Annotated in this window: 24 protein-coding genes; all 24 read right to left on the bottom strand. The window is 55.8% G+C overall.

Annotated elements, in window-relative coordinates:
• Positions 1-102 precede the first annotated feature (102 nt).
• The 24 genes from IPN69_02480 to nrfD all read right to left on the bottom strand — a co-directional run bounded on the left by IPN69_02480 (position 103) and on the right by nrfD (position 23,900).
• Entirely contained in the window at positions 103-1,998 is a 1,896-nt protein-coding gene (locus IPN69_02480; GenBank protein MBK8809580.1) for a pyruvate kinase, read from the bottom strand.
• 161 nt (positions 1,999-2,159) lie between these two features.
• Positions 2,160-4,847 carry a cation-translocating P-type ATPase gene (locus tag IPN69_02485; GenBank protein MBK8809581.1) on the bottom strand — a complete coding sequence of 896 codons (2,688 nt, stop codon included), beginning with the start codon at positions 4,845-4,847 and terminating at the stop codon, positions 2,160-2,162.
• A gap of 230 nt (positions 4,848-5,077) precedes the next feature.
• Positions 5,078-5,449, bottom strand: coding sequence for a cupin domain-containing protein (locus IPN69_02490; GenBank protein MBK8809582.1), 372 nt, complete (start codon positions 5,447-5,449; stop codon positions 5,078-5,080).
• A 9-nt stretch (positions 5,450-5,458) separates the two neighbouring features.
• The gene (locus tag IPN69_02495) at positions 5,459-5,743 is read right to left on the bottom strand and encodes a hypothetical protein (protein MBK8809583.1); all 285 of its coding nucleotides are present in this window, start codon (positions 5,741-5,743) and stop codon (positions 5,459-5,461) included.
• A 103-nt stretch (positions 5,744-5,846) separates the two neighbouring features.
• Complete coding sequence (locus tag IPN69_02500) at positions 5,847-6,707, bottom strand: VOC family protein (GenBank protein MBK8809584.1); 861 nt, start codon at positions 6,705-6,707, stop codon at positions 5,847-5,849.
• A 168-nt stretch (positions 6,708-6,875) separates the two neighbouring features.
• Positions 6,876-7,259: a hypothetical protein gene (locus IPN69_02505; protein ID MBK8809585.1), complete on the bottom strand. Its 384-nt coding sequence runs from the start codon at positions 7,257-7,259 to the stop codon at positions 6,876-6,878.
• A gap of 42 nt (positions 7,260-7,301) precedes the next feature.
• Positions 7,302-8,015 carry a HEAT repeat domain-containing protein gene (locus IPN69_02510; protein ID MBK8809586.1) on the bottom strand — a complete coding sequence of 238 codons (714 nt, stop codon included), beginning with the start codon at positions 8,013-8,015 and terminating at the stop codon, positions 7,302-7,304.
• A 23-nt stretch (positions 8,016-8,038) separates the two neighbouring features.
• A complete protein-coding gene (locus IPN69_02515) occupies positions 8,039-8,962 on the bottom strand; it encodes a hypothetical protein (GenBank protein ID MBK8809587.1) in 924 nt (307 codons plus the stop codon).
• Between the two features lie 137 nt (positions 8,963-9,099).
• Positions 9,100-9,681 (bottom strand): HD domain-containing protein, encoded by a 582-nt coding sequence (locus tag IPN69_02520; GenBank protein MBK8809588.1) that lies wholly within the window; start codon positions 9,679-9,681, stop codon positions 9,100-9,102.
• Between the two features lie 96 nt (positions 9,682-9,777).
• The gene (locus IPN69_02525) at positions 9,778-10,797 is read right to left on the bottom strand and encodes a radical SAM protein (protein MBK8809589.1); all 1,020 of its coding nucleotides are present in this window, start codon (positions 10,795-10,797) and stop codon (positions 9,778-9,780) included.
• Positions 10,798-11,010: 213 nt separating this feature from the next.
• Positions 11,011-11,685, bottom strand: coding sequence for an outer membrane lipoprotein carrier protein LolA (locus IPN69_02530; GenBank protein MBK8809590.1), 675 nt, complete (start codon positions 11,683-11,685; stop codon positions 11,011-11,013).
• Between the two features lie 28 nt (positions 11,686-11,713).
• On the bottom strand, positions 11,714-12,022 hold the full coding sequence (locus tag IPN69_02535) for a hypothetical protein (protein MBK8809591.1): 309 nt from the start codon (positions 12,020-12,022) through the stop codon (positions 11,714-11,716).
• 77 nt (positions 12,023-12,099) lie between these two features.
• Positions 12,100-12,774, bottom strand: a complete 675-nt coding sequence (locus IPN69_02540; GenBank protein MBK8809592.1) for an ABC transporter ATP-binding protein — start codon at positions 12,772-12,774, stop codon at positions 12,100-12,102.
• 51 nt (positions 12,775-12,825) lie between these two features.
• Positions 12,826-13,761, bottom strand: coding sequence for a hypothetical protein (locus IPN69_02545; protein ID MBK8809593.1), 936 nt, complete (start codon positions 13,759-13,761; stop codon positions 12,826-12,828).
• A gap of 311 nt (positions 13,762-14,072) precedes the next feature.
• Positions 14,073-14,399 (bottom strand): cytochrome C oxidase subunit IV family protein, encoded by a 327-nt coding sequence (locus IPN69_02550; protein ID MBK8809594.1) that lies wholly within the window; start codon positions 14,397-14,399, stop codon positions 14,073-14,075.
• Positions 14,400-14,403: 4 nt separating this feature from the next.
• Positions 14,404-15,324 (bottom strand): cytochrome c oxidase subunit 3 family protein, encoded by a 921-nt coding sequence (locus tag IPN69_02555; GenBank protein MBK8809595.1) that lies wholly within the window; start codon positions 15,322-15,324, stop codon positions 14,404-14,406.
• 84 nt (positions 15,325-15,408) lie between these two features.
• Positions 15,409-17,073: a cytochrome c oxidase subunit I gene (ctaD, locus tag IPN69_02560; GenBank protein ID MBK8809596.1), complete on the bottom strand. Its 1,665-nt coding sequence runs from the start codon at positions 17,071-17,073 to the stop codon at positions 15,409-15,411.
• A 13-nt stretch (positions 17,074-17,086) separates the two neighbouring features.
• Complete coding sequence (gene coxB, locus IPN69_02565) at positions 17,087-18,124, bottom strand: cytochrome c oxidase subunit II (protein MBK8809597.1); 1,038 nt, start codon at positions 18,122-18,124, stop codon at positions 17,087-17,089.
• Between the two features lie 36 nt (positions 18,125-18,160).
• On the bottom strand, positions 18,161-19,078 hold the full coding sequence (locus IPN69_02570) for an SCO family protein (GenBank protein ID MBK8809598.1): 918 nt from the start codon (positions 19,076-19,078) through the stop codon (positions 18,161-18,163).
• Between the two features lie 31 nt (positions 19,079-19,109).
• Entirely contained in the window at positions 19,110-19,652 is a 543-nt protein-coding gene (locus IPN69_02575) for a hypothetical protein (protein ID MBK8809599.1), read from the bottom strand.
• 156 nt (positions 19,653-19,808) lie between these two features.
• Positions 19,809-21,023: a hypothetical protein gene (locus IPN69_02580; GenBank protein MBK8809600.1), complete on the bottom strand. Its 1,215-nt coding sequence runs from the start codon at positions 21,021-21,023 to the stop codon at positions 19,809-19,811.
• 2 nt (positions 21,024-21,025) lie between these two features.
• Positions 21,026-21,718 carry a cytochrome c gene (locus IPN69_02585; protein MBK8809601.1) on the bottom strand — a complete coding sequence of 231 codons (693 nt, stop codon included), beginning with the start codon at positions 21,716-21,718 and terminating at the stop codon, positions 21,026-21,028.
• Positions 21,719-21,761: 43 nt separating this feature from the next.
• Positions 21,762-22,295, bottom strand: coding sequence for a DUF3341 domain-containing protein (locus tag IPN69_02590; GenBank protein MBK8809602.1), 534 nt, complete (start codon positions 22,293-22,295; stop codon positions 21,762-21,764).
• 153 nt (positions 22,296-22,448) lie between these two features.
• Positions 22,449-23,900 carry a polysulfide reductase NrfD gene (gene nrfD / locus IPN69_02595; protein ID MBK8809603.1) on the bottom strand — a complete coding sequence of 484 codons (1,452 nt, stop codon included), beginning with the start codon at positions 23,898-23,900 and terminating at the stop codon, positions 22,449-22,451.
• Between the last annotated feature and the right edge of the window lie 56 nt (positions 23,901-23,956).

A 23,956-nucleotide genomic window follows, 5' to 3' on the forward strand; every position in this document is an offset into this window, starting at 1 on the left:
TGATGCAACAGAACGCCCAATCGTTCAAGTGCGATCAGCACATCGAGCGTCGTCTTTCAATTCATCGCCACGAACGCGCTGAACGCCGAAGGTGGTGAAGATTCATCGGCCCTTGAGAACGTGGGCCAGACGCAACTCGCGAAGCATTGCGCGCTTCTTCGTTTGGTGTGACTGCATCCGGCGCAGAATATGATCGAGAACCTCGACCGCATCGAGAACGTGCGGACCCTTGTTGAGCATCACGCATTCCGCGCGGTCGCCCATCGCCGCGTCGGTGATTTCCGCGCGTGACGGAATGCCGTCCTTTGCGAGGTTTTCGAGCACCTGCGTCGCCCAGATGACCGGAACATGCGCCGCCTCGCAAATCCAAAGGATCTCTTCCTGAACTTCGGCGAGCCGTTCAAATCCGCATTCGACCGCGAGATCGCCGCGCGCGATCATCACGCCGCAGCACGGCGAACGCATCGCGGTGAGCAGCATATCCGGCAGATTTTCAAAACCGCGGCGCGTCTCGATCTTGAGGACGATCGCCGGATTTTTGCCGCCGGCCCGCTTGAGATACCTTTGCAGCAACGCAACGTCGCGGGCACTGTTGGCGAACGAGAGTTCGACAACATCGGCATTCTTCGCCACGAATTCCAGATCTTTGACGTCCTGCGCGGTCATCGCCGAAAGGCGCAAGCGACTCTCGGGCAGATTGATGCCTTTGTCCCCACGAAGCTTTTCTCCGCTTGGACGCGCCTGCACAATGCGAACGATGACGCGGTCGTCCTCGACGCGTTCGATGGTTCCGCCGATCTTGCCGTCGTCGAACCAGATCGGTTCTCCGGGGCGAACGTCGTCGAAAACATCCGGAATCGTGCATCCGATCGTCGACGGCGTCAAGATCCGCCCGACGCTGTCAAAGGTCGCCGTCCGACCCGGGAATTCGTCGCGCGTAATGATGAACTCGTCGCCCATATGAAGCGTCAGCACGCCCTCCGCGGGCGCGAAATCGCCGACCCTTGCCTTTGACTTGATTCCCGCTTTCTTGTATCGACGACACTCGATCGCGGTTCCGGGCACGATGTACATCGTGCGGAACGCTTCGGCCCAGCAACCGTCGGTACCGGGGTCGGCGACAATCAGCGTTCGCTTCGCGCCGCGGACATCGGTCAATCTGAGTTTGTCCCCGGTGCGGAGTCCTTCGATCCATTCAGCCGGAAGCGGCAGTATTGCATCGGCTTGTGAAGGCGCGGCATTCGGCAACGCTTCGGCCGTCAGCCAAACACGCGCGGGCGTCACGACCTGTCCGAATGCGGAACGGCCGGGCCGGATCTTGACCACCGTCTCTCCTGGCTCAACCGGTCCGGTCCGGAGTTTCGGACCCGCCAGATCCATCACCACCGCGCAGCTTCGTCCCAGCGATTCTTCGGCTTGCCTGAGATGATCGATCATTCGCTGCCAGGTTTCGGAATCGTCGTGCGCGCAGTTGATCCTCATACAGTTCATTCCGCGCTCAAGCAGTTTGTTGACCAGAAGGAAATCGGTCGCCGCCTCGGTTGGCATCGTGACCATTATCCGAACGGATCGGTCCGGCGTCGCGTGTCCGAGAAGTTGTCCAGTATGTTCGATAAGGAGCCTGCGGCCTTCATCAAAATCGATCGAATCCGCAGTCGCGGGCGCGTCCGACGGAGGCCGTCCGGCGAGCGTTGAGAGGGCGTTGATGACCGCATCGACGGTCGCGAGGACGTGCGATTCGGCCCGACCGAGCGACGACAAGCCAAGGGCCGCAAGTTTCAACTGCAAAGGGCGTATGTCGTGGCGACGAAGGGCGAGGTATTGAAGCAGATTCGTTGCGCTTCGGCGATAATTGGGATGAATTTCGCTGAGGCGGCGATTAAGCGAGGGTGTCCCCGCGACCATTTCGGCACGAATCGCCGAGAGTTCCGAAAGAACTTCTTCGACATCGGCACGGACATCCCGCCGGGCTAGCTGGGCAGAGTTACTGTCATTCACGGAAGACCTCCAAGTTCATCGATCGACGGAAGCCCGGTTCAAACGCGACAACTATTTGACGGCGTTGCTTTTGCCCGGACCGGCCTCTATCTCCATCATATGCCTCCCGGCACGAATTTCAATGCCGCAGCGGGGCGTGCGAGGTTAACTTTTTCGGAAGCCTAAGCCACCGAGCCGAACCAGCCGCGCCGCTCCATCCATTTCGACGCTTCGAGAACGGGCACGATGGTTGCCGACGCGCCAAGAATAAAAATCCAATCCGTCGCCGGCAGATCGAACGTGCCGAACGGGATCTGCAGAAACGGCACATAAAGCACCGCCATCAGGAGCAGCATTTCCCAACTGATCGCAATGTTAAGCCATTTGTTCGCGAACGGCCGGGTCAGGATCGAAAGACGGTCCGAACGGAAGTTGTAGGCGTTGATGAACTGGATCACAACAAGCGTCACGAAGGTCATCGTCATCGCTTCCGCCTGCGTTCTGCCTTGTGTAAGCGCCCACCAAAACACGAACATATTGACCGCCGCCGACCAAACGCCGCCGACGAGCATCAGCGTCACGACGGGACGCGTGAATATTCCCCGATGCGGATCGCGCGGCTTGCGGCTCATCAGATCGGGTTCGGGAGGGTCGACCGCGAGCGCGAGCGCCGGCAATCCGTCGGTCGCGAGGTTTACGTAAAGCAGTTGGACCGCGGTCAGCGGCAATGGCAATCCGACGAGGGAAGCGCCGGCCATCAAGCCGATCTCACCGATGTTGCACGAAAGAAGATACATCAAGTACTTTTTGATATTCCCGAAAATGCCTCGACCTTCCTCAACTGCGGCGACGATCGACGCAAAGTTGTCGTCCGTCAAAGTCATCGCCGCCGCTTCTTTCGTGACGTCAGTGCCGGTGATACCCATCGCGATCCCGATGTCCGCCTTTTTCAGTGCGGGCGCATCGTTGACCCCGTCGCCGGTCATCGCGACGATATGGTCTTTTGCCTGCAATGCGGTCACGACACGGAGTTTATGTGCGGGTGAAACACGGGCGTACACTTCAATGTTCTCGACCTCGCCCGCAAACACCTCGTCATCCATCGCGTCCAATTCCCTTCCCGTAACGATTCGGCCCGACTGCAGAAGGCCGATTTCGCGAGCGACGGCACCGGCCGTTAAAGGGTGATCGCCGGTGATCAGCACCGTTCGAATTCCCGCTCTTTTGCAGGTCTCGATCGCATCGCGCGCTTCGGGACGTGGTGGATCGATCATTCCGACAAGACCGAGAAAGGTCATTTCAAACTCGTCTTCGGTCAGGGCGGAATCCTTCTTTCGCGCGACCGCAAGAACCCTGAGCGCGCCCTCGGCGAATGTTCTCGCGGTTTCGAGAATCTCCTCGGCATCCGACGGTTCCATCTCCCGTTCGCCGTCGGCGGTCGCGACCATCGAACAGGAAACGACAATGATCTCGGGCGCGCCTTTCGCGAAGATGATCTTCCCATTCGGACCGACGTTGAGCGTCGTCATTCTCTTCGTTTCGGACGTGAACGGGATCTCGGCGATCCGACGGAAGTCCTCTTCGAGGTCGCCCCGGCTGAGGCCCGCTTTCTGCGCCGCAACGATCAACGCAGCTTCCGTCGGGTCACCCTTCGCACGCCAGATTTTCTCGGTCCGGTCATACTCGATCCGCGCGTCGGATGCGAGGACCGCGGCCGACAACATTTCGGTCAAACCCGTCGGCGGCTGACATTTATTCCCAGCCGAAGAGAATTCCCCGACCGGTTCGTAGCCGGCGCCCGCGACTTCAAACGTTTCGCCCGCGGACCAGATCTTTCGCACGGTCATCTCGTCGCGGGTCAAGGTTCCGGTCTTGTCGGTACAGATCACGGACGTGCTCCCGAGTGTCTCAACGGCCGGGAGTTTGCGCATCAGCGCGTTGCGGCGCGCCATTCGCTGAACGCCGATCGCGAGCGAGATCGTAACGACCGCCGGCAGCGCCTCCGGAACGACGGCGACGGCGAGCGCGATGCCGAAAACGAACATCTCGACCCACGGTTGGCCGCGGAAGATGCCCAGTACGACGATCACCGCAACGATCCCAAGCGCCGCGCGAGCGAGCCAAGTTCCAAGCCGGTCGAGATTTTGTTGTAGCGGGGTCTTCGAAGACTCGACCGTTTCGAGCATACGTGCGATCTTTCCGAATTCCGTCCGCATTCCGGTCGCCGCGACGACCGCGCGTCCGCGTCCGTAGGTCGCGGTCGTTCCGGCGAACGCCATATTCAGACGGTCGCCGGGCGAAAGCTCACCGGGAAGCGCGTCGGTATGTTTTTCGACGGCGACCGACTCGCCCGTCAGAGCGGCTTCTTCAAGATGCAGGCTATGCGATTCGATGAGACGCGCATCGGCCGGGATCTTATCTCCGGCCCTGATCAGGATGATGTCCCCGGGGACGATCTCGCGCCCGGGGACCTCGACCTCGATCCGGTCTCGAAGAACGGTCGACGTCGGGGCCGCCATACGTTTGAGCGCCTCGATCGCCTTTTCCGCCCGGTATTCCTGCACGAAACCGAGCAAAACCGCGAACATCACGATGACGGTGATGGCGATCGCTTCGACGCCGTGCCCGAGCACTGCCGAAAGCGCAGTCGCGATCAACAGAATTATGATGAGCACGTTCTTGAATTGATCAAAGAGAAGAGACCAGGGCGAGAGCCGGACGGCCGTGAGAAGTTCGTTCGGGCCAAATTCGTCAAGACGGCCTGCAGCCTCTTCGCCAGTCAGTCCGTGAATGTCGGATTCGAGCGCCTTGATCGATCCTGCGACATCGAGTCCGTAAACTGCAAGTTTCCCATCGAAAGGTTGGATCATCTGAATCGTCCTCGCGTATCCTTGGACTTAGATTAGACCTTGGCGGGGGATGATTCAAGCTTGGGTCCCGTGCGCGAACCCGACGCCTCGATCTTCGGAATTCAGCGGTGTCGATGAATCGCCGTCCGCCTCATTGATTGCAGTATGATTGATTCGGAATAGGTGGGAGTTGATAGCTGATAACTGATAGTTCTGCGCTGCGACGAACATTAGTGATCAATTAGCAGCTTTCACCGATGTTCCGTTCCTTCGCCGGCGGTGATGAAAAGCAACGTCGCCTGGTCCGCGACGCGCGCCGTGTGCCAGGCCCCCTTCGGAACGAACGCGAAATCGCCCGGATTCGAAAGCTCGGTTTCGCCGGCGCCGTCGAGCACGAAAACGATTCTTCCGGAGATCAGGCAGACGATCTCGTCGCCGTTCGGATGCCGCTCCCAAAACGGCCAGTCACTGTCGAACCGATTGACCGTGACGAGATATTCATTATGAAAATCGCCAAACGCGCCGGCCGCGATCTTGGGCCAGAATGAGTCATCGACCGGCAGTTTTTCGATCGAAGCGTCCGGACGTAGACGGAGAAAGGTTGATTCGAGATTATGCTTCATTTCGGACTCTCAATTCAGCTTGATAAGGTCGAGCTTGTTCAAATCACGGTTGTCGGGATGGGCACGGCGTCCGATCAGGAAACCGAATCCGCTGATCGCGATGCCGATCAGCCAGATGATCGGCCAAAAGAGAACCGTGGCGTCGACAACATGGACGTCGAGAGCGTCACATAGATCTCCTGGATTCGTCGGATCGCATTTGTGCATAGCCGCTTGGGCAACAAACCCAACCGGAAGCGCCAAAGCGACGGCAGATACGATCACGAGATCCAAAACCTTTGAGCGACGCTTCATCCGGACCCCGATGACAACCGGAAAGCAAAAACAAACCGCCAAGCTCAACAGCAACAACATTTGTATCTACCCCACAACCAGAGTCGTTCGCCGAATCGAACGATCATCCAGCGGCGTGCCTCAACCCGGCAATATCGATCTTGCGCATCCCGAACATCGCCTGCATTGCGGCCGGAGTCGAAAGAAGTTCGCCGATGTTCGCCGGCACGATCTGCCACGAGACGCCGAACGGGTCCTTGAGCCAGCCGCACATACTTTCGGCGCCGCCGTTGGCTGTGAGGCTTGACCAGTAATGACCGATCTCGGCCTGATCGTCGCAGCTGACGATGAACGAAAGTGCTTCGCTGAATCCGAAGGCGTGCTCGCCGGGGCCGTCCATAACGGTGAATTTGCTGCCGCGGAGCGCGAATTGCGCGTGTTTCACCGTTCCCTCGCGTCCGGGTTCGTTGGCGCCATAGCGCAAGATTCCGTCGATCGGCGAATCCGGGAAAACCGAAGTGTAGAGATTGATCGCCTCTTCGCCGCGGCCGTATTGATCGCCGACGAAAAGCAGGCACGGCACGATCTTTTGGCCGACGCTCGCGACAGGTCCGAGCATCAGTTGCCACCCGAGTCCGAAGCGGTCGGATCCCCAGCCGTAGCGATCGCTCCATTCGTACTTGTCGAGCGGCATCATAACGCCGCCGCCGTCGGTGATCTTCGCCCAGAGCGAGTCGATCTCTTCAATGCTTTCGCACATCACGAAAAACGAGATCGCCGGCGTGAACCTGTATTGCGGCCCGCCATTCAGCGCGACGAATTTGGAGCCGTCGAGAGTGAACTCGACGGTCACCGCGTTGACGCCGTCAAAACGCGCGACGGTTCCGATCGACGAATTCGCGAACAGCGAAACATAAAACGCCGCCGCCTCTTCGCCGTTTCCGTCGAACCACAAACAGGGAGTTATCATTTTGGTTTCTGACATAACAAACTCAATTAAAAATCCGAAAACACGTGCCAAGAATCCCTTTTCGCGGCAATGAGCAAAGGGGAAGAACTCGATGGCCGGGATCCGCTCGCATTACGAATGTCCCAATTATTTGACAGTTGGCCGTATTTTGCAACAGAATCCCACGGCCAACGCCGCGCGAGATCATTCGTCCCAAAAACGAAAGACTTTTGAAAAAACGAACTTGTCGATCAAAGCGGCGGCGATCGTGCCGATCGCATACATCAGATAGTCGAACGGATCGAACGTTGAACCGAGGAGCGGGATTCCGAAATACTGGCAGGTCTCGGCGAACGCCGGCAGCACGAATGCGATCGCGGTTCGGACGCTCCAAATTCGGAGAATCGGCGTCGTCCGGTCGGCCGCACAAAGCAGAAAATAGAATGCGAACGGAATTGCGATATCCGAAAAGTAACTCGCGTAGATCGACGACCAACCCGCCGGCAGGAGTCTCCCGACCGGGACAAGGTGCGCCGCCGCGATCACGAGAGCAACGGCGACGACCAAGATTTTTCGCTTGTTGACCATAGCCTCTTGCTTCCGACCTGTTCTGCGATGGAGGGCCGTCGATCATTTCCTGATCAGTTCATCCGCACCCATCAACTTCAGCGCGCCGCGGGCGTCGTCGCGGACGTTCGGTTCCTTGTCGTCCTGAAGCCTGGCGACCTCTTTCGCATACTCCTTGGCCTTCAAGAATCCGAGTCCGAGCGCCGCGCCCTGTCGGTCGTTATACTCGCTGCTCGTGAGCATCTTTGCGAGCTGCGGCTTGTAATCTTCGGCGCCGATCATCCCGAGTGCGATCGCAGCCCGCCCGCGATCGTACTTCACCTTATCTTTCTCGGCGTATTTGGAATTTGTCAGGAGCTCCGCCAACTGCGGCGCGAACGATTTGTCGCCCGAAACGCCGATCATAACGGCTCCAAACGCGCGGATCGACTGGTCGTCGTCCTTGATCCAGACAGCACATTTGTCAGTGAACTTCGCGATTCCGCCATATTCGTCGAGCGCTGCCCGATCGCCGTTTTCGTATCGGCTGAGAACGCGGAGAAACCACGACGTTTGATTCATCACGGTGTCAGATTTCTTGAAATCGGAAAAATCCGTCGACAGAGTCTTGAACGCGCTCTGTTGCAGATTCGCGACTCCGGGTTCGTTCATTCGTTTGATGAATTGGTCGGCATCGGCGCTGCGCGGCACCGGCGACGGTTCAGGTCGCGCTGCGGGCTCGGGCGTCCGCGAGCAGGCGGAAAATAGCAAAACAATCAGCAGGATCGAAACTCTCATTTCGCGTTATCTTACGGATGCGCTTATTTGTCGCAATCTGAAGCGGTCCAACTCAACAACTTGAAATTTGAGTATTGATCCATCGACACGATCGCCTGCACAACCGACTGCTTGCCGTCGGTTTCGACATCCAGGCAGAGTCGGAAATTGCGACTAAAATTCTTGAATTCCTGGTCTTCAGCCTTGATCAGTTCACCGAGCGTGACCTTCGTCTTCGTTTTGGCGGACCGTTCCTTGACGGCAAAATCGGCCGCAATTTCCGGACCGGCATCGTCGTCTTCGACCGGCGTGAATTCGTCGGCGACACCACCGCAATCCGTTTCGGACCAGCTGATGAGCTTAAGATTAGAGTATTGATCCATCGTTACGACGGCCTGTGTGCGCTTCGATTTGCCGCCTGCGGAAACCGCGAGGCAAAGCCGGAATTTTCGGCTGAAAGTCTCGGATTCCTGATCCTCGGCGTTGACGAGTTCATCGAGGGTGATCGTCGTCTTTGTCTTCTTTGACTGTTCCCGGACCGCAAAGTCGGCGGCCATATCGGCACCGGCATCACCTTTTCTGACGGGTTTGAAGACTTCGGAGTCTCCGCACGCGGCTTCGGTCCAACGTTCGAGTTTGAGGTTGGAATACATATCCATCGAAACCACTGCCTGAGCGGACAACGATTTCCCGCTGGCGATCACATCCAGACAGAGCCTGAAAATCCGCGGCTTTCCGAGTGGAGATTGATCTTCGGCCTTAACGATCTCGCCGAGTTTAACCGTTTTCTTTGTCTGCGCCGAGCGCTCCTTAACGGCAAAATCGGCAGCCAGACGGGCACCCACGTCGCCCTTGTTTATCACCTTGAATTCACCGGAGTTCGTCGGTTGCGCGTTCGCCCCCGCGACGAACGCAAAAAGTACCGCAAACGCCGATATCAAGACTGTCTGGCCAAAGATTGTTTTCATAATGATTTCTCCTCAAATGCTTTCGATTCGCTGATTCTGTGGTTTGAGGCGGTCTTTTGTCAAACAGTTGCCGACAAAACGGCGAGCACTACTTCCGGGCGTTGTTCACCTTTGCGCGGTGATCACGTTCGATGCGTTCAACGGACAACTCCGACGTCAAACCGATTTCCCGAAAGCCCGAGCCGTTCGGCGTTTTCGTTCAGGACGCTGATGATGAATCCGACCAATTCGTCGAGCTCGACGCCGAGCATCTCGGCTCCGGCGGTTACCTCGAACCGCGAAACGCCGGCGGCGAACTTCGGATTCTTGAATTTCTTGATGACGCTCGCCGTATCCATTCCGATAATTCCCGTCGGCCGGATCAATGCGCAGGCGACGACGAATCCGGTAAGTTCGTCGCAGGCAAGCAGCGCCTTGTCGAGCGTCGAGACGTACGGGACGTTCCACTCCGTGAAATGCGCAGAAATTGCGTAGGCGATGCGCTCTTCGCCGGTCGAGCGGAGCCAATCGACGATGACGTTCGGATGCCGGTCCGGGAACTTCTCATAATCCGCATCGTGGAGCAACCCGGCGATTCCCCACGCGTCCGCTTCATCCGGGTGCCCGAACCGCTCGGCCGCGCCTCGCATCACGAGCTCGACCGAATAACAATGCCGGATCAGCGACGGATTCTCTATGAGTTCGAATAGTTTTGCGACGGCAGCCAGTCGGTCGATCATGATCTTGAATTGTAACGCATGACGGGGCTTTCCGGTCGTGCAGGAGCCCGACCCTGAACAAAATCCTAAATCACAAATCCGAAATCCGAAATTGAATCATTCCGATCCGAGGACCTGCGCAACGGTTTCCTTTTTGAGTCCCTTCCCTTTCTTGTACTCTTCGGGCGAGATCTGCTTGTCACGCCAGGCGTCGAGGTGGCCGACTTGATGGACGCACTGGATGGTGCAGGTCGGGGCGCACCATTTTTCGGTGTTGTACTCGCGATGCATATCCTCGTGTGTGTATTCGAGCAGCGGGATTCCCGGTGTTCCGCGTTGCTGGGAGCACCAGTGAACGAGGCCCTCCTCGCAGACGTAGAGATAGCGCGCGCCGGCGCGGCACCGCCATTCGTATTCGTTCCCTTCGACAAGCTCATCCTGAAACCAGTTCCAGCGCGCGTAGGAGCGGGAGCCTTTGGCCTTGATTTCCTTGTAAACGCGCTTTTCGTGATCCGTCAGGCCTTTGTTTAGGCCCATTTCGTCGTGGATGACGCCGACAGTCGATGAAAACCCGAGTTCGATCGCGCGGTTCGCGATGATCAGAGCTTCATCCGGATTCGCGACACCGCCGCCGACGACCGAGTTGATGTTCACCTTGAACTTCGCGTGCTCGGACAGATTGACGAGCTTGCCGTCGAGAACCTTGAGACTCTTCTTTGACACGTCGTCGGGCGTCACGTTGTCGATCGAGATCTGCAGGTAGTCGAGCCCCGCCTCATTCAATTTCTTGATCTTCTCGGTCTGGAAATAATAGCCGTTGGAGATCAGTCCGGCGATCATTCCGTGATGGCGGATGCGTGCGATGATCTCGTAGATCTCCGGGTGCATCATCGGTTCGCCGCCGGAAATGGTGATCACCGACGATCCGAATTCGGCGAGTTTGTCGATCCGTTTGAGCATCACGTCGATCGCCACCGGATCGCTCGTTTTATCGTATTCGTTGCAATACGTGCAGGCGAGATTGCATCGCCGCATCGGGACGATGTGGACCAAAACTGGATGCTTGGTCGAAGCAAAGGCGCGAACCGTATGACGTACTCCGCGCGTAAAACGACTAAAACTGCTGGCCTTGGGCATATTGATCAATCTCGCAATACGAATCCGTAATTATAGGTTCTGGGGACTGTGTTTTTCAACCGGCGCCGCGGTCGCGGACATTCCGGAATAGTTGAAAGCTGATAGTTGATAACTGATAGTTGGGGCCGAAGCGCCGAACTATCACCTGTCAACTATCAGCTTTCAACTATTCCGAAGCTTTCCCGTTCGTACGATCGAAGGCAAACGCGGGGGTCAACCCTTGACGATTTCCGTCCCTTTCGGCGGTTTGATCGCGAAAACGCTCTTGTCGACTTTCTCGTTCTTCTTCAAGTTCGAAAAGCGGATGGTATCGCTGTCGTTGTTGAGTTTGACGATCTTGCCCTGGATCGGCATTCCGTTGCCGTCAACCCAAAGCTCGATATACTTGTAATCGGCCTTCGCTTTCGGCGTGAGCTTCATCCGAAGCGTGTCGGTACCGCCGACGGTTTCGGCGCCGATGTACGTGGCGTCGTAATTCGCCTTGATCTCTTCCTTCGACATACTCATCACCGCAAGCGCGTTGCCGCCCTTGTCTTTGACGGTTTTCGAACTCGAACTTCCGACATAGACTCGCTTGTAGCTCGGTATGTAAACGATATACTTTCCGTTCACGACCGAGATGTTCTCTTCTTTCGGTGACGTCCAATTCAAGCGAAACGACAGTTTCGTGCCTTTTCCGGGCAGCAGCGTGAGATTGCCGGACTGCTTGTCGGTCTCGTTCAACTGCGAGTTCGTGACCTCGCGCGAAACGTCCGCTTTGAGCGATGCCAGCGCCTTGTAGTGCGTGTCCATTCGTTTCAGGATCTCATTGACCTGCGCACTCGCGTTCGCCGGTGTAAAAATGCAGAAAGCGACCGTCAGGGCGATCGCGCTAATGATTGACTTCATATGATTACTCCAAATCGAGTCGGTCCAACTACCGCGCCGACTGACTCATTTCAACTTCGTAGACCGTCTCGCCTTTCACGTTTTTCTTTTCGCGCCAATCGACGACCTCGGCAGTTTGATTGCCGCTCAGTTGTCGAACCTTTTTCTCAAGCTCAGCGCGATCCGGCGAAAAATCCTGTTGTTTGACGATCAGCCTGGTGGTTTGGGTTGCCAGACGGTCCTTGCGATCGAACCAGGCCTTGGGCGTCAAAAATATGAACGCCATTATCAGCAGGCACAAAACGTCCCACTGCCAGCTGGCCCGTTCGTATTTCCAAAGGATAATGTCCTTAAGCATTTCGGATTTGCGATTTGCGATTTGCGATTTGCGATCTTGAGGTTCGGACCGATCAATCCAAAATCCAAAATCTAAAATCAATTGACTACCAATCCGTCACGCATCTGGATTATCCGCGAGCAAACCGCCGCGGCTTCCGGGTTGTGCGTGATCATAATGATCGTCTGGTTAAACTCTTCATTCAGTTCGCGGAACATCTTGAGCACGATCTCGGAATTCTCCGTGTCGAGATTGCCCGTCGGTTCATCGGCCAGGATTATCGCCGGCGAATTGATGACCGCACGCGCAAGCGCCACGCGCTGCTGTTCGCCACCCGAAAGTTCGAGCGGCTTATGGTGCATTTTATCGTCAAGTTTGAGAACTCGCAAAACTTCGCGGCGTTTGTCCGGCAAGGTGTTGCCGTGGCCGGTATGGATCTTTTCGGCGAGTTTCAAGTTACCTTCGGCGGTAAGTGTCGGAAAAAGGTTGAAGCGTTGAAAAACAAATCCGATCTTGCGCCGCCGGATATCGGTCCGTTGCGCGTCCGAAACTTTGGCAAGGTCCTCTCCGTCGATAATGATCGAACCGCTTGTCGGGCTCAGAAGTCCTCCCAGCAAATGGAGCAGGGTCGATTTGCCGCAACCCGAAGGTCCCATTATGGCGACGAATTCGCCTTCCTTGATCGAGATCGTAACGCCGTGCAAGACGGGATTTTCGATCTTCCCAACCTTGTAGCTCTTCTTGAGATCGATTGTTTCGAGAATGGTTTTCATTGATGTTGTTAATTGTAAATCGTTTCCGGCACGATTCACAAAAAACCAATCTTACTGCGCTCTGGAGGCGTTGTTCGCGCTGCTCAATTTCGCCTTTTCGGCGCGTATTTCCTCGAGTTTCTTGTCGAGATCAACCTCTTGCAGTCCCCACGTGTTTTCAAGTTGAAAAGCCGCGCCCGGATAGGTTTTGCCGATTGAGACCGCCAGCGGCGTCTGATATGTCAGACGCATCTTGTATTTTTCTTTCGGACGCGTCACCGAGATCTGGAGCGGCATATCCTTGTATTCTTCGGTTTCGCCGAGCTGGCCTTCCTGACCGTAGCTGACGTCAGAATCGATTTCGCCGCGATCGTCGAAAATCTGCTGCCTGGCGATGCGAATGCCGCCGACGCGGTCGAACCAGAAGCGCCGTTTGACCTTCATCGTTCCGTCCGCCGAACGCGCGACCTCGTCGACCAGATAGTAACCCCGCAAAACCCATTTCAAAGGAGATTTCTTGTTCGCCGTAAAATCATACTCTTCCTGAAAGATCGAACTCGTCAGATAGGAATATCGCTCGGTATCGACTGGCCGAACGAGCATTGCGTCGGTAAAATGCTGCGGCCTAAGGCTTGCGAACGCGTTGACGTTCTGTTTGATCACCGCGCCGTTGTCGAGGTCCGTGTTCCGCACCTGTTCCTGAAGCATCGAATAATCGGCCGCGTTGCTTCCGATGACAAACTTCTTGTAACGGCCGTCTCCGCCGTCCTGCAATATCGCGACGCGAAACGTCGATCCGTTCGATGTCATTTGAGCGACGTCGGACTTGATAACCGGCACCTGGACCTTGAGCAAGATGTTCGCCGGTCTCTGAACGACGATTTCGCCGTCCGCCGTTTTGTATTTTTCCGCGATCCCGATCTCGGCGTACGAGTTGTCCTCAAACTTGAGATCCATTTTCGCGCGCATCGAGTTGATACGCGCCAGATTGTTGATCTTTGCGAGCAAGGCGGCCGTTTCCGCCGTTTCAGTCTTCAGCAGTTTGGCGCGTTCTACCTTGTCTTTCGGAGAAATACAGCTGCCTGCGAATAAGGATAAAGACAGTAAACAAAATAGCAGGGGGCTTCGTTTCAGCATTCCGTATTGATGACCAAACTTCAGGGTATGTTGTCTTAAAACTCTCACAAAAAAACGTGTTCTGAATGCAAAGGACAAATAATATCACGGCCGATTTCAATTCACCTAACACCAAAAGACGCGGCCGAAAAGGCTTTTTGCCCTTCGCGGCCGCGTTTTCTGCGATGTTGTCGATGCGCGTCCTATTGGGTAAAAATTCCCGTTGAGCGCGTCAGGTAATCCTGCATAGTGTAGGCAAACATAATCGCCATCCAGAAAAAAGCGGCGACCGCAGAAAGCCAGATCAGTTTCGACTGCCAGCGCACGTGCATAAAGAAGAGGATGACGAACGTCATCTTCGTAAACGCGATCGCCAGTGCGAGCAACGTGTTCGCGCCGGGGAACAGGATGCCGTCAAGATCCTGCAAAGCAACGAGATAGGTCACGATCGTGCCGACGACCAAGATCCCGAAAACCCCCAAATAGCCCGGAATTCCGATGTGTTCGTTTTCTGTGTGATTATCCGACATTCAATCAATGTCCTCCTGCCAAAAAGTGTCTTCCGAGCAAATAAAGCAACGGGAAAAGAAAGATCCAGACAATATCGACGAAGTGCCAGTAAAGTCCGGAGATCTCGACCGGTGAATAGTATTCCGCGGAGTACGTTCCGCGCCAAGCCATCACAAGAAGCCAGAGCATAATACCGAGCCCGACGACCATATGCAGGCCGTGCAGTCCGGTCATCACGAAGTAGATGTAGAAGAACATCCGAACCTTCTGCGTGAACTTCGCGTTGTCGTACTCGCCGTTCGTGAAATAACCCGATTTTTCGTAAGCCGTCAGATGCCCGAGCTTCTGCGCATCGAGCACGATCTTGACTCCGTGCTTGTCCTCGTCTCTCCATTGGAACTCGCCGCGCGGATTGGCGTGTTCGGCTTCGGGTTTCGCCTCAGTCTTCGTCTCGGCGGCATCGGCCTTGGTTTCGAAAGGCAGCACGAGCGACGATTTTTCAGTTTCGCCGCCGGCTTGTTTCTTGACCTTCTGGTTCAGACCGTTGAACGGAACGAGTCCGTGATGATACTTGTCGGAATACTCGAAGAATTTGACGACCAGGAACGTCGTGCCGAAGATCATCGTCAACACGATCATTATGACCTGCAGATTGCGGTTACCCTTTTGCGCGAAGTAAACCGTCAGTGCCATCGTCAAACTGCTGATGATCAGGACAAGCGTGTTCAGACCGCCCAGAAACGCGTCCAGGTGATTACTTCCCGCCGCGAACGCCATCGGATATCGCGAGCGAAAGACCAAATATGCCGTAAACAGTCCGCCAAAGAACATGATTTCCTGAACAAGGAAAGCCCACATTCCAAGAGTCACGGAATCCTGTTGCTGCTGCATATCTTCAAACTGATGTTGAAGACCCGGCGGATGATAATCGTGTTCGTGTGCCATAAAGTATTTGCGATTTGTGATTTGTGATTTGCGATTTCCCGATTCGACCGGTCCGGTCGCAAGCCGAAATCCGAAACCCGAAAATTAGACCTTTGCCAACTCCCGCTTGCGGGCGCCTTCGATATCGAGTTCGCTTTCCTCGCCAAACGAATACGCATCCCAGGTAACAACGGGCATTTGGTCGAAGTTCTCGGTCGGCGGCGGCGATGCCGTGCGCCATTCGAGTCCCGGATGCATCCACGGGTTCGCTTCGGCCTTTTTGCCAAAAACCAGCGAATGGACCAGGTAAACAACGGGAAGCGACATACCGAGCCCAAGCACCGACGCGCCGGCGGTTGAAAAGATGTTCAGAACCTGAAACTCCTCAGGGTATGCGGCGTAGCGCCGCGGCATTCCCTGATAGCCGAGAATGAACTGCGGAAAGAACGTCAGGTTGAATCCGACGAAGACGAGCATCGCCGAAATCTTTCCCCAAAACTCAGAATACATTCGCCCGGTCATCTTCGGCCACCAGTAATGGAGTCCTCCCAGATACCCGAGAACCGTTCCGCCGACCATCACGTAGTGGAAGTGCGAGACGATGAAATAGGTGTCCGTCAGATGAACGTTGAGTCCCATCGATCCGAGAAACAGTCCGGTCAGGCCACCGATCAGGAACAGTCCCATAAATCCGAATGCGAAGAGCATCGGCGCGTCGTACGAGATCGAACCTTTGTAGAGAGTCGCCGTCCAGTTGAACATCTTGATCGCCGACGGAACCGCGACAACCATTGTCAGGAACGAGAAAACGAGTCCGGCATAGACCGACTGGCCGCTGACGAACATATGATGGCCCCAGACGAGGAAACCAAAGACCGCGATCGCGATCGACGAGAACGCGATGAACTCGTACCCGAAGACCTTCTTGCGCGAAAAGTTCGAGATCAGTTCGGAGATGATTCCCATACTCGGCAGAATCATAATGTAAACGGCCGGGTGCGAGTAGAACCAAAACAGATGTTGGAACAGGATCGGATCGCCGCCGATCGCCGGATCGAAGATGCCGACGTGCGCGACGCGTTCGATCGCAAGCAACAGGACTGTGATCGCGACCACCGGCGTTCCGAGGATCATCACGAGAGCCGTCGCATAATTCGCCCAGACAAAAAGCGGCAAACGAAACCAGGTCATTCCCGGGGCACGCATCGTGTGAACGGTGACGATGAAGTTCAGGCCGGTCAGGATCGACGAGAATCCGTTGATAAAGATCCCGAGTCCGACGGCCATCACATAGGTATTTGAAAATGTCGTCGAGTAGGGCGTGTAGAACGTCCAACCGGTATCGACCCCGCCCTGCATCAGCGCCCAAAGCGTCAGAATGCCTCCGAGCCAGTAAATGTAGAGACTCAGAAGATTGATGCGCGGCAGGGCCAGATCCTTGGCACCGATCATCAGCGGCAGCAAGAAGTTTCCGAGGATGGCCGGGATCACGGGAATCAGAAAGAAGAAGACCATCACCACGCCGTGCTGTGTAAAGACGCGGTTGTATTGTCCCGATTCAAGGAGGTCGCTTTGCGGCGTCAGCAATTCGAGTCGGATCGTCGCGGCATAAAGGCCGCCGATCAGAAAGAACGCGGAAACCGTGATCAGATACATAATCGCGATGCGTTTATGATCCTTCGTCAAGAGCCACGACCTAAGGGAGAATCCGTTCGTCAAATAATTCACTTTCGGTTCGTCCGCGATGTTCATTGCATCAACATTTTGCATAATCTCTTACCACCTATTTATTGCTGTTGGCCGCGGCGGTTTTGGCCGTCGTATTCGTGTTGCTCGCGGGGGTTGCCGGCGCCGGATTCGACATTGGCGCGGTGTTCGGCTGGGCATTGCTCAGCGACTTGATGTAGGCGACCAGCGCCACCAACTGTTCTTCGCTGACCTGTCCCTTGAATGTCGGCATTATCGGCTGGAAGCCTTCGACGACCTGCCCGGACGGATTCAGGATCGAGTTGCGGACGTACTCTTCGTCAACCTTGACCGATTGTCCGTTTACCAGTTTAACGTTCGTGCCCCAGATTCCTTCGAGTTTCGCTCCGCGCTGATTGGCGCCGCCGGCGTGGCACGAGGCACATCCGAGCCGGTTGTTGAATAAGTCCTTTCCGATCTCGACCGGGGTTTGTCCGGTTCCGCCGCCCGCTAGCCAGTTGTCAAAATCGTCGGGCTCCATCACATACACCCAACCGCCCATTCCCGAGTGGTTGAGGCCGCAGTATTCGGCGCAAAAGAGATGGAACTTGCCGGTCATCGTCGGTTCGAACCAAAGCGTCGTGTAACGGCCCGGAACAACGTCGGCCTTCGTCCGGAATGCCGGAATGAAGACGTCGTGGAGCACATCCTCGGTCGTCATCGTCAGTTTGATCTTGCGGCCCTTCGGCACGTGCAGTTCGTTGATCTCGCGCTGGCCGGTGCCGTGCTGGAACTTCCACATCCACTGTTTGCCGACCACGTAGATCTCCATCGTATCTTCAGGAACGCGAAACTGATTGTAGTAAATGAGCGCGCCGCCGAGAAAGATCGTCATCGAGATCACGAACGGGATGATCGACCACGCGATTTCGAGCGTCGTCGATCCGTGGATCTCGTCGGGCGTCGCGAACTTGTCGGTTTCACGATACTTGACCGCGAAAAACAAGATCGCCGCGACGATCGGGATCGCAAAGGCGACGCTGATCAAAATCAGGTAGAAATACAGATAGTCGATCTGCCAAGCGAAGCTTGAAGCCTGGTCCGGAAATAGTGGAATCCACGTATTGCTTTGCATAATTACTCTTTTCGTTGTTGCCCGAAATTCAAACGATCACTCGTTTTCGGCCAACTCATCTTTCGATTTATTGCGCACCCAAAAGGCCAAAATCATCGCACTCAGACCGAGCAGCGTCACGACGCCCGCGACTCGCAAAACTCTGAGGATCGACAGCCCGTATTTGCCCGTCGACGGATCGTAGTGGTAACAGTAAAGCATCAACTGTTCCGCGGCACCGCCGATCTTTCCGTCGGCCGACTCCATCAGCGCGAATTTGACGTCTTTCGGCGCGTAGTCGATCCCGTAAAGATATCGCGAAAGCCGGCCCTCGGGTGTGGTCACCATAATTCCGCCGGCGTGGGCGAACTGCTTCGACTCTTCGTCCCAAGCGTAATTGAATCCGACGGCCTTGGTAACCTTGTCGATCTCGGCCTGCGTTCCGGTCAGAAAGTGCCAGCCGTTTTCCGATCCGGCGCGACCGTAACGCTTCAAATAGCTTTCCCGCTTGTTCTTCGCCAGCTCCGGGAGATCGTTCTCCCGCGCGTCGAAACTGATCGCGATGACGTCGAAGTCCTTGCCGACGTCCAGGGACAACCCCTTAAGCGTGCCCGTCAGTCCGTTCAACACCTCGTTGCAGAGCATCGGGCATTCGAAATAGACCAACGCCAGGATCGCCGGGCGGCCCTTTCCGAAGTATTCCTCGAGTTTGACCTCGCGTCCGTTTTCGTCCTTAAAGACGGCATCGACCGGCACCTGCTCGTTAAGCCTTTGCTCGATGCCGACGTTCTTCAGTGTCGGCGGCAAGCCGTTGCTCGTGACGTTCGACGTCGGGTCGTAAGTCTTCGGCGAGTAAAGCGGCGAGTTGTAATGCTCGATGCGCTGTGCCGAAACATTTGAAAAGAACAAGAAAAGAACCAAAACCGCAAGAAGTTTCAGCCTTGATACTGCAAAAACCGGCGAACTTTCTCTCATAAAACTACCTGCCCCGGCGGGGCTCACTGCGTTAGCGGATCCGTTCGGTCCGCGTGCGTCCGGCGCTGGCCCCGGATACGAATGTGCGCGCCTCCTCAAGAGCTTTCTCGGCCGATTCTCCCGACCGTGCCTTCAGGTTCTCTTTGAGGATCGCTTCCTTGGCATCCTTGACGGGCAAAGTGACGATGGTTTCCTTGCCGTCCTTGACGACCTTCTGACCTTCTTCGGTCTGCTTTTGCCAGATCTTCTGAAGCTCCCAATACTCGGATTGCGGCGGCTTGAGCTCAAGATTTATGCGGCCGTTCGGGCCGTCGATGCCGAATCCCGGCGCCGCCTGAACGCGCGGTTCGGGCGGAAGTTTCTCCTCTTTCGTAAGCGCCAGCGGATTCCGGTTCTTGTCGTCGGCCGCCTTTTTGTCGTCTTCCATAACGATCTGCAACGCCCACATCAGACCGAACGTCACAACGATCAGAAGGAAGAGCCCGATCGAAAAATAAACGATCTGACGCATCCCGACCTCGTTCGGTTCATACGGCTTGTCAAAGTCAGCCACAGTTTTTTCGTGCTTTGCCATAAGTCCATTTTGGATCTTTGATTTTGGATCTTTGAACAGGGTCTCCAAACGGCCGCCGTCCCCCAAAACCGAAATCAAAAATCTCAAGCCCCTCTTTTTAAGATCGACTAATCGATTCTTCTATGATCCGCGATCCGGAATCGCAGTTCAAAAATCTCAATGACCTTTCCCGTGGTCGATCGCGTTTTCAAGAAACGGATCCATTATCGGAACAAGCGGACGTTTCATCAGTTGCGTAAAGAAGTACGCGACCCAGATTCCGCCGATGCCGATGACGGCCGCGAAATCCATCCAACTAACGTGAAATCCTGAGCCGCCGTGTCCGCCGCCGACGGTCGGGCTCGGCGCGATGTGGTAGAACATATCGACCGAACGCATCGCGAGAATGAAGACGGCCATAATCGCCAGCCACTTCGCGTTTCGCTTGAGATCGCGCGAAAGCAGGATGATGAACGGAAACGCGAAGTGGAACAGGATCAGGACCAGTCCGACCACGCCCCATCCATCCTTCATTCGCTTCAGATACCAAGGCGTCTCTTCGGGGATGTTGCCCGACCAAATGATCAGGAACTGGGAGAGGTTGAAATACGTCCAGACCATCACGAGCGCGAGCATCAGCTTGCCGATATCGTGGAAATGACGTTTTCCGATGACGCGGTTCATCGGTTCTTTGTCCGAAAGGTACGCGAGTATGACAACCGCGAAACAGAAGCAGCTCAGCGCCCATCCCGCGATGTAAAGAAAACCCCAGATCGTCGAGAACCAATGCGGATCGAGGGTCATTGTCCAATCGATCGCCGCGAAACTCACAACGAGCGCGAAGACCACGATGCCCGGCCCCGAAAACGCGGTCGAAGTTCCGAGCAATTTAGCCGAATCTTCGTAGTTTTCGGTCTTGTCCTGCGCCAGCGACCATTTGTTCAGAAGCCACTGCATCACGATGAAGATCGCGAAATAGGCGACCGTTCGTCCGGCAAATCCGCCCCACGTCAGATACCAGCCGCGCGACGTCACGATCCTGTCCGTTCCGTGCATATGGCTCCATTCATAAAGCGAGCCGACGTACGCCAGGATCGGGATGAAGAGTATTGCCACCAGCGGCAGAGTCCGCGATCCGGCTTCGACCGTGCGTCGGATGACAACTGCCCAAGCGCCGCCCGTCACGTATTGGAGCATCAGCACGCCGAGGCTTCCGATCGCGATTCCGCCCCAGAACGTAAAGCCGAGAAGCCACGAACGAAGCGCTTGCTCACGGCTGTCGGGCGAGGTGATCATCACCGCAAGAACGACGACCGCAAGAATTCCCGCGCCGAGCGCGATGCTGCGATAACGATTTAGTTCGGCGGGAGCTTGATAATTCGAGTCGCTCATAATTATTTTGCACCTCCCGCGGTTGCCGGTTTCGGCGATTCGGCCGGTTTCGGCGTTTGATTAGGCATAGTCGCTTCTTTCTGAGTCAGCGGATTCGCGCCGGTCGGGTTTTGGCTTCGCTGCAGCGCGCGGATGTACATCACGATCGCCCAACGGTCCGCGACCGGAACCTGCGAGGCATACGATCCCATACGCCCCTGTCCGTTCGTGATTACGTCGAAGAAATGTCCGACCGGCGCATTGCGCAAACGGTCGTCGTTGTATGTTGGCGGCTTCGGAAATCCGCGGCGGACGATCATCCCGTCACCGTTTCCGAAAGGTCCGTGACACACGCCGCAATAGACGTTGTAACGCTCCTGGCCACGGTCGAGCATTTCCTTCGTCACCGGAAGCGGAAACTCCTCGATGTCGTTCGGAAAACTCGAGATCAACGTATTGCCGGAGGCGTCAGTCGTCGTCTGAACCTGAACATTCGGGTCGGCATTTTCCTTTTTACCGGTATAAAGCGCCTTGTCTTCGCGAAGATTGCCGCGCGCGACCGTCCCTATCGGAAGATCCCGCGAGGAACGCCCATCAGCGAAAAAGTCGCTCTTCTTGTAAGCCTTGTACCGCGGCTGGTCCTGCATATCGTAGCGGCAGGACGTCGCGGCCGCGACGCAGGTAAAAAGTAGAAAGTAGAAAGTAAAAAGCCTCATTTTTTTGCCTTTTCCCTTTTGCCCTTGGCCTTCCGCACAGCGGTTAGTCTTCAACATCGAAAACCTCCTGCGGATTCAGCCCCTTCATAAAACTCTTGGTGTCTTCGTAATCGAAATTGTCGTCTTCGCTTTCGATCAGCAAGAAGAACTTTTCGCGCATCGCGAGCGAAAAACGCTCGACGTTGAAGACCGGATGATATGGTGACGGGAGACCGTTCAAAAAGAGCATCCCGAAGACCGCCGTGAAGGCGGCGAAAAGAATCGTCAACTCATACGTCGGCGGAATGAAAGCCGGCAAACTGAAGTGTGGACGGCCGCCGACCGCGATCGGATATTCGATCACGTGCGTGTAGAACTGAAGTCCGAGTCCGGCGATAAGCCCGAGAATGCCGCCGCCGAACACGAGAAACGGAAGAATGCTCCGGCGAATCCCGAGCGCTTCGTCGATCTCATGCAGAGGAAACGGCGTGAACGCGTCAGTCTTGCGGTAGCCCGCGTCGCGAACCTGGCGCGCGGCATCGACGAGTTCGGTTGCCGAGTCGAATTCCGCCATCAATCCGTAAATTTTCTTTTCCATAAACTCAAGTTCCGGAAATCCGAGGGACACTTTCCCTCATCTTTCATCCCTCAAACCATTGTTTGCAGCCGTCCAACGCTGGCGGCTGAAAGCAACATGGGTGAGTTGTCCAATATCCAGCCGCGGGCTGTCAGGCCCGGCCGCAAACAACAGTTAACCGTTTCTGTCGATCTCCTCTTGGTCGACCTCGTTTATGACCTCTTCGAAATCCTGATGGCGACCGTGAACATTCGCTTCCGGCAGAAGCGTCCTGACCTCGAAGATCGAAATGATCGGCACGAATCTGACGAAAAGGTAAATCAGCGTAAAGAAGAAGCCGATCGTTCCCATAAACATCGTCCAGTCAAACAAACGCGGGCTGTACATCGCCCACGATGACGGAAGGAAATCGCGATGCAGGCTCGTCACGATAATGACGAAACGCTCGAGCCACATTCCGATGCTGACGACCACCGAGATGGCGAAGAGCCAGAACTCGCTCTCGCGGAAGCGCTTGAACCACAGAAGCTGGATCGAAAGCCCGTTGCAGAGGATCAACAACCAGTAGGACCACCAGTAAGGGCCCTCCCAGATGCGGTTCTTGACCATAAACAGCTCGTATTGCGACTGGCTGTACCAACCGAAAAACGCTTCCATTCCATACCCGTAACAAACGATCAGCCCGGTCGCGAGCATGATCTTGCCCATATAAACGAGGTGCGTGTGGGTAATGAAATCCTTCATTCCGTACAGGTGGCGCAGCGGAATGCAGAGGATCAGCACCATCGCAAATCCCGCAAAGATCGCCCCCGCAACAAAATACGGCGGAAAGATCGTCGCGTGCCAGCCGGGAACCTGCGACACCGAGAAGTCGAACGAAACGATCGAGTGAACCGAAAGAACGAGCGGAGTCGAAAGCCCCGCGAGCAGCAGATAGGCGATCTCATATCGATGCCAGTGCCGGGCGGAACCTCGCCAGCCCCAGGACAATGCCGCGTAAACGAATCTGAAATACTTGTTCTTGGCACGGTCGCGAAGCGTTGCGAAGTCGGGGATCAGACCGACGTACCAGAACAGCGCGGAGACTGTCGCGTATGTCGAAACCGCGAAAACGTCCCACATCAGCGGACTTCGGAAGTTCTGCCACATCCCCATCGTGTTCGGGTACGGCAGCATCCAGAACGCAAGCCACGGGCGGCCGGTATGCAGAAGCGGGAAGAGTCCGGCGTTGGCGACGGCAAAGAGGGTCATCGCTTCGGCGAAGCGGTTGATCGATGTGCGCCATTTCTGATTCAGCAACAGCAGAATCGCCGAAATCAAAGTACCTGCGTGGCCGATACCGATCCACCAGACGAAGTTGATGATGTCGAATGCCCAACCGACCGGCTGGTTGTTTCCCCAGATCCCGATACCCGTCGTGACGAGGTACAGGATGGTGAACAACAAAAGCTGTGCGATCAAAAAGGAAATGCCGAAACCGATGAACCAATGGAACGGCGTCTTCTTTTTCAGCGTGACATCGCTGATCTTGTCCGTGGCGGTCGCGAGAGTGTAATCGCCCTCGACCATCGCCGGATAAATTTTGTTTTGAACTTTTTTCAGTTCCTCAGATTTCGTTTCTAGCATAACGATTGATTGTCGCCTTGATCCGCTCGCCGACGTCGGTCGGCGGACGCTGATTC

The organism is Acidobacteriota bacterium, assembly GCA_016715115.1.
GTDB lineage: Bacteria > Acidobacteriota > Blastocatellia > Pyrinomonadales > Pyrinomonadaceae > JAFDVJ01.

Coding starts and splice junctions, on each gene's coding strand:
- IPN69_02550 (MBK8809594.1), bottom strand. CDS start 14,399: ATGTCGGATAATCACACAGAAAACGAACACATCGGAATTCCGGGCTAT.
- IPN69_02485 (MBK8809581.1), bottom strand. CDS start 4,847: ATGATCCAACCTTTCGATGGGAAACTTGCAGTTTACGGACTCGATGTC.
- IPN69_02575 (MBK8809599.1), bottom strand. CDS start 19,652: ATGGCAAAGCACGAAAAAACTGTGGCTGACTTTGACAAGCCGTATGAA.
- nrfD (MBK8809603.1), bottom strand. CDS start 23,900: ATGCTAGAAACGAAATCTGAGGAACTGAAAAAAGTTCAAAACAAAATT.
- IPN69_02510 (MBK8809586.1), bottom strand. CDS start 8,015: ATGAGAGTTTCGATCCTGCTGATTGTTTTGCTATTTTCCGCCTGCTCG.
- IPN69_02540 (MBK8809592.1), bottom strand. CDS start 12,774: ATGAAAACCATTCTCGAAACAATCGATCTCAAGAAGAGCTACAAGGTT.
- IPN69_02530 (MBK8809590.1), bottom strand. CDS start 11,685: ATGAAGTCAATCATTAGCGCGATCGCCCTGACGGTCGCTTTCTGCATT.
- IPN69_02535 (MBK8809591.1), bottom strand. CDS start 12,022: ATGCTTAAGGACATTATCCTTTGGAAATACGAACGGGCCAGCTGGCAG.
- IPN69_02520 (MBK8809588.1), bottom strand. CDS start 9,681: ATGATCGACCGACTGGCTGCCGTCGCAAAACTATTCGAACTCATAGAG.
- IPN69_02495 (MBK8809583.1), bottom strand. CDS start 5,743: ATGAAGCGTCGCTCAAAGGTTTTGGATCTCGTGATCGTATCTGCCGTC.
- IPN69_02490 (MBK8809582.1), bottom strand. CDS start 5,449: ATGAAGCATAATCTCGAATCAACCTTTCTCCGTCTACGTCCGGACGCT.
- ctaD (MBK8809596.1), bottom strand. CDS start 17,073: ATGCAAAATGTTGATGCAATGAACATCGCGGACGAACCGAAAGTGAAT.
- IPN69_02585 (MBK8809601.1), bottom strand. CDS start 21,718: ATGAGGCTTTTTACTTTCTACTTTCTACTTTTTACCTGCGTCGCGGCC.
- IPN69_02505 (MBK8809585.1), bottom strand. CDS start 7,259: ATGGTCAACAAGCGAAAAATCTTGGTCGTCGCCGTTGCTCTCGTGATC.
- coxB (MBK8809597.1), bottom strand. CDS start 18,124: ATGCAAAGCAATACGTGGATTCCACTATTTCCGGACCAGGCTTCAAGC.
- IPN69_02515 (MBK8809587.1), bottom strand. CDS start 8,962: ATGAAAACAATCTTTGGCCAGACAGTCTTGATATCGGCGTTTGCGGTA.
- IPN69_02525 (MBK8809589.1), bottom strand. CDS start 10,797: ATGCCCAAGGCCAGCAGTTTTAGTCGTTTTACGCGCGGAGTACGTCAT.
- IPN69_02570 (MBK8809598.1), bottom strand. CDS start 19,078: ATGAGAGAAAGTTCGCCGGTTTTTGCAGTATCAAGGCTGAAACTTCTT.
- IPN69_02590 (MBK8809602.1), bottom strand. CDS start 22,295: ATGGAAAAGAAAATTTACGGATTGATGGCGGAATTCGACTCGGCAACC.
- IPN69_02500 (MBK8809584.1), bottom strand. CDS start 6,707: ATGTCAGAAACCAAAATGATAACTCCCTGTTTGTGGTTCGACGGAAAC.
- IPN69_02555 (MBK8809595.1), bottom strand. CDS start 15,324: ATGGCACACGAACACGATTATCATCCGCCGGGTCTTCAACATCAGTTT.
- IPN69_02580 (MBK8809600.1), bottom strand. CDS start 21,023: ATGAGCGACTCGAATTATCAAGCTCCCGCCGAACTAAATCGTTATCGC.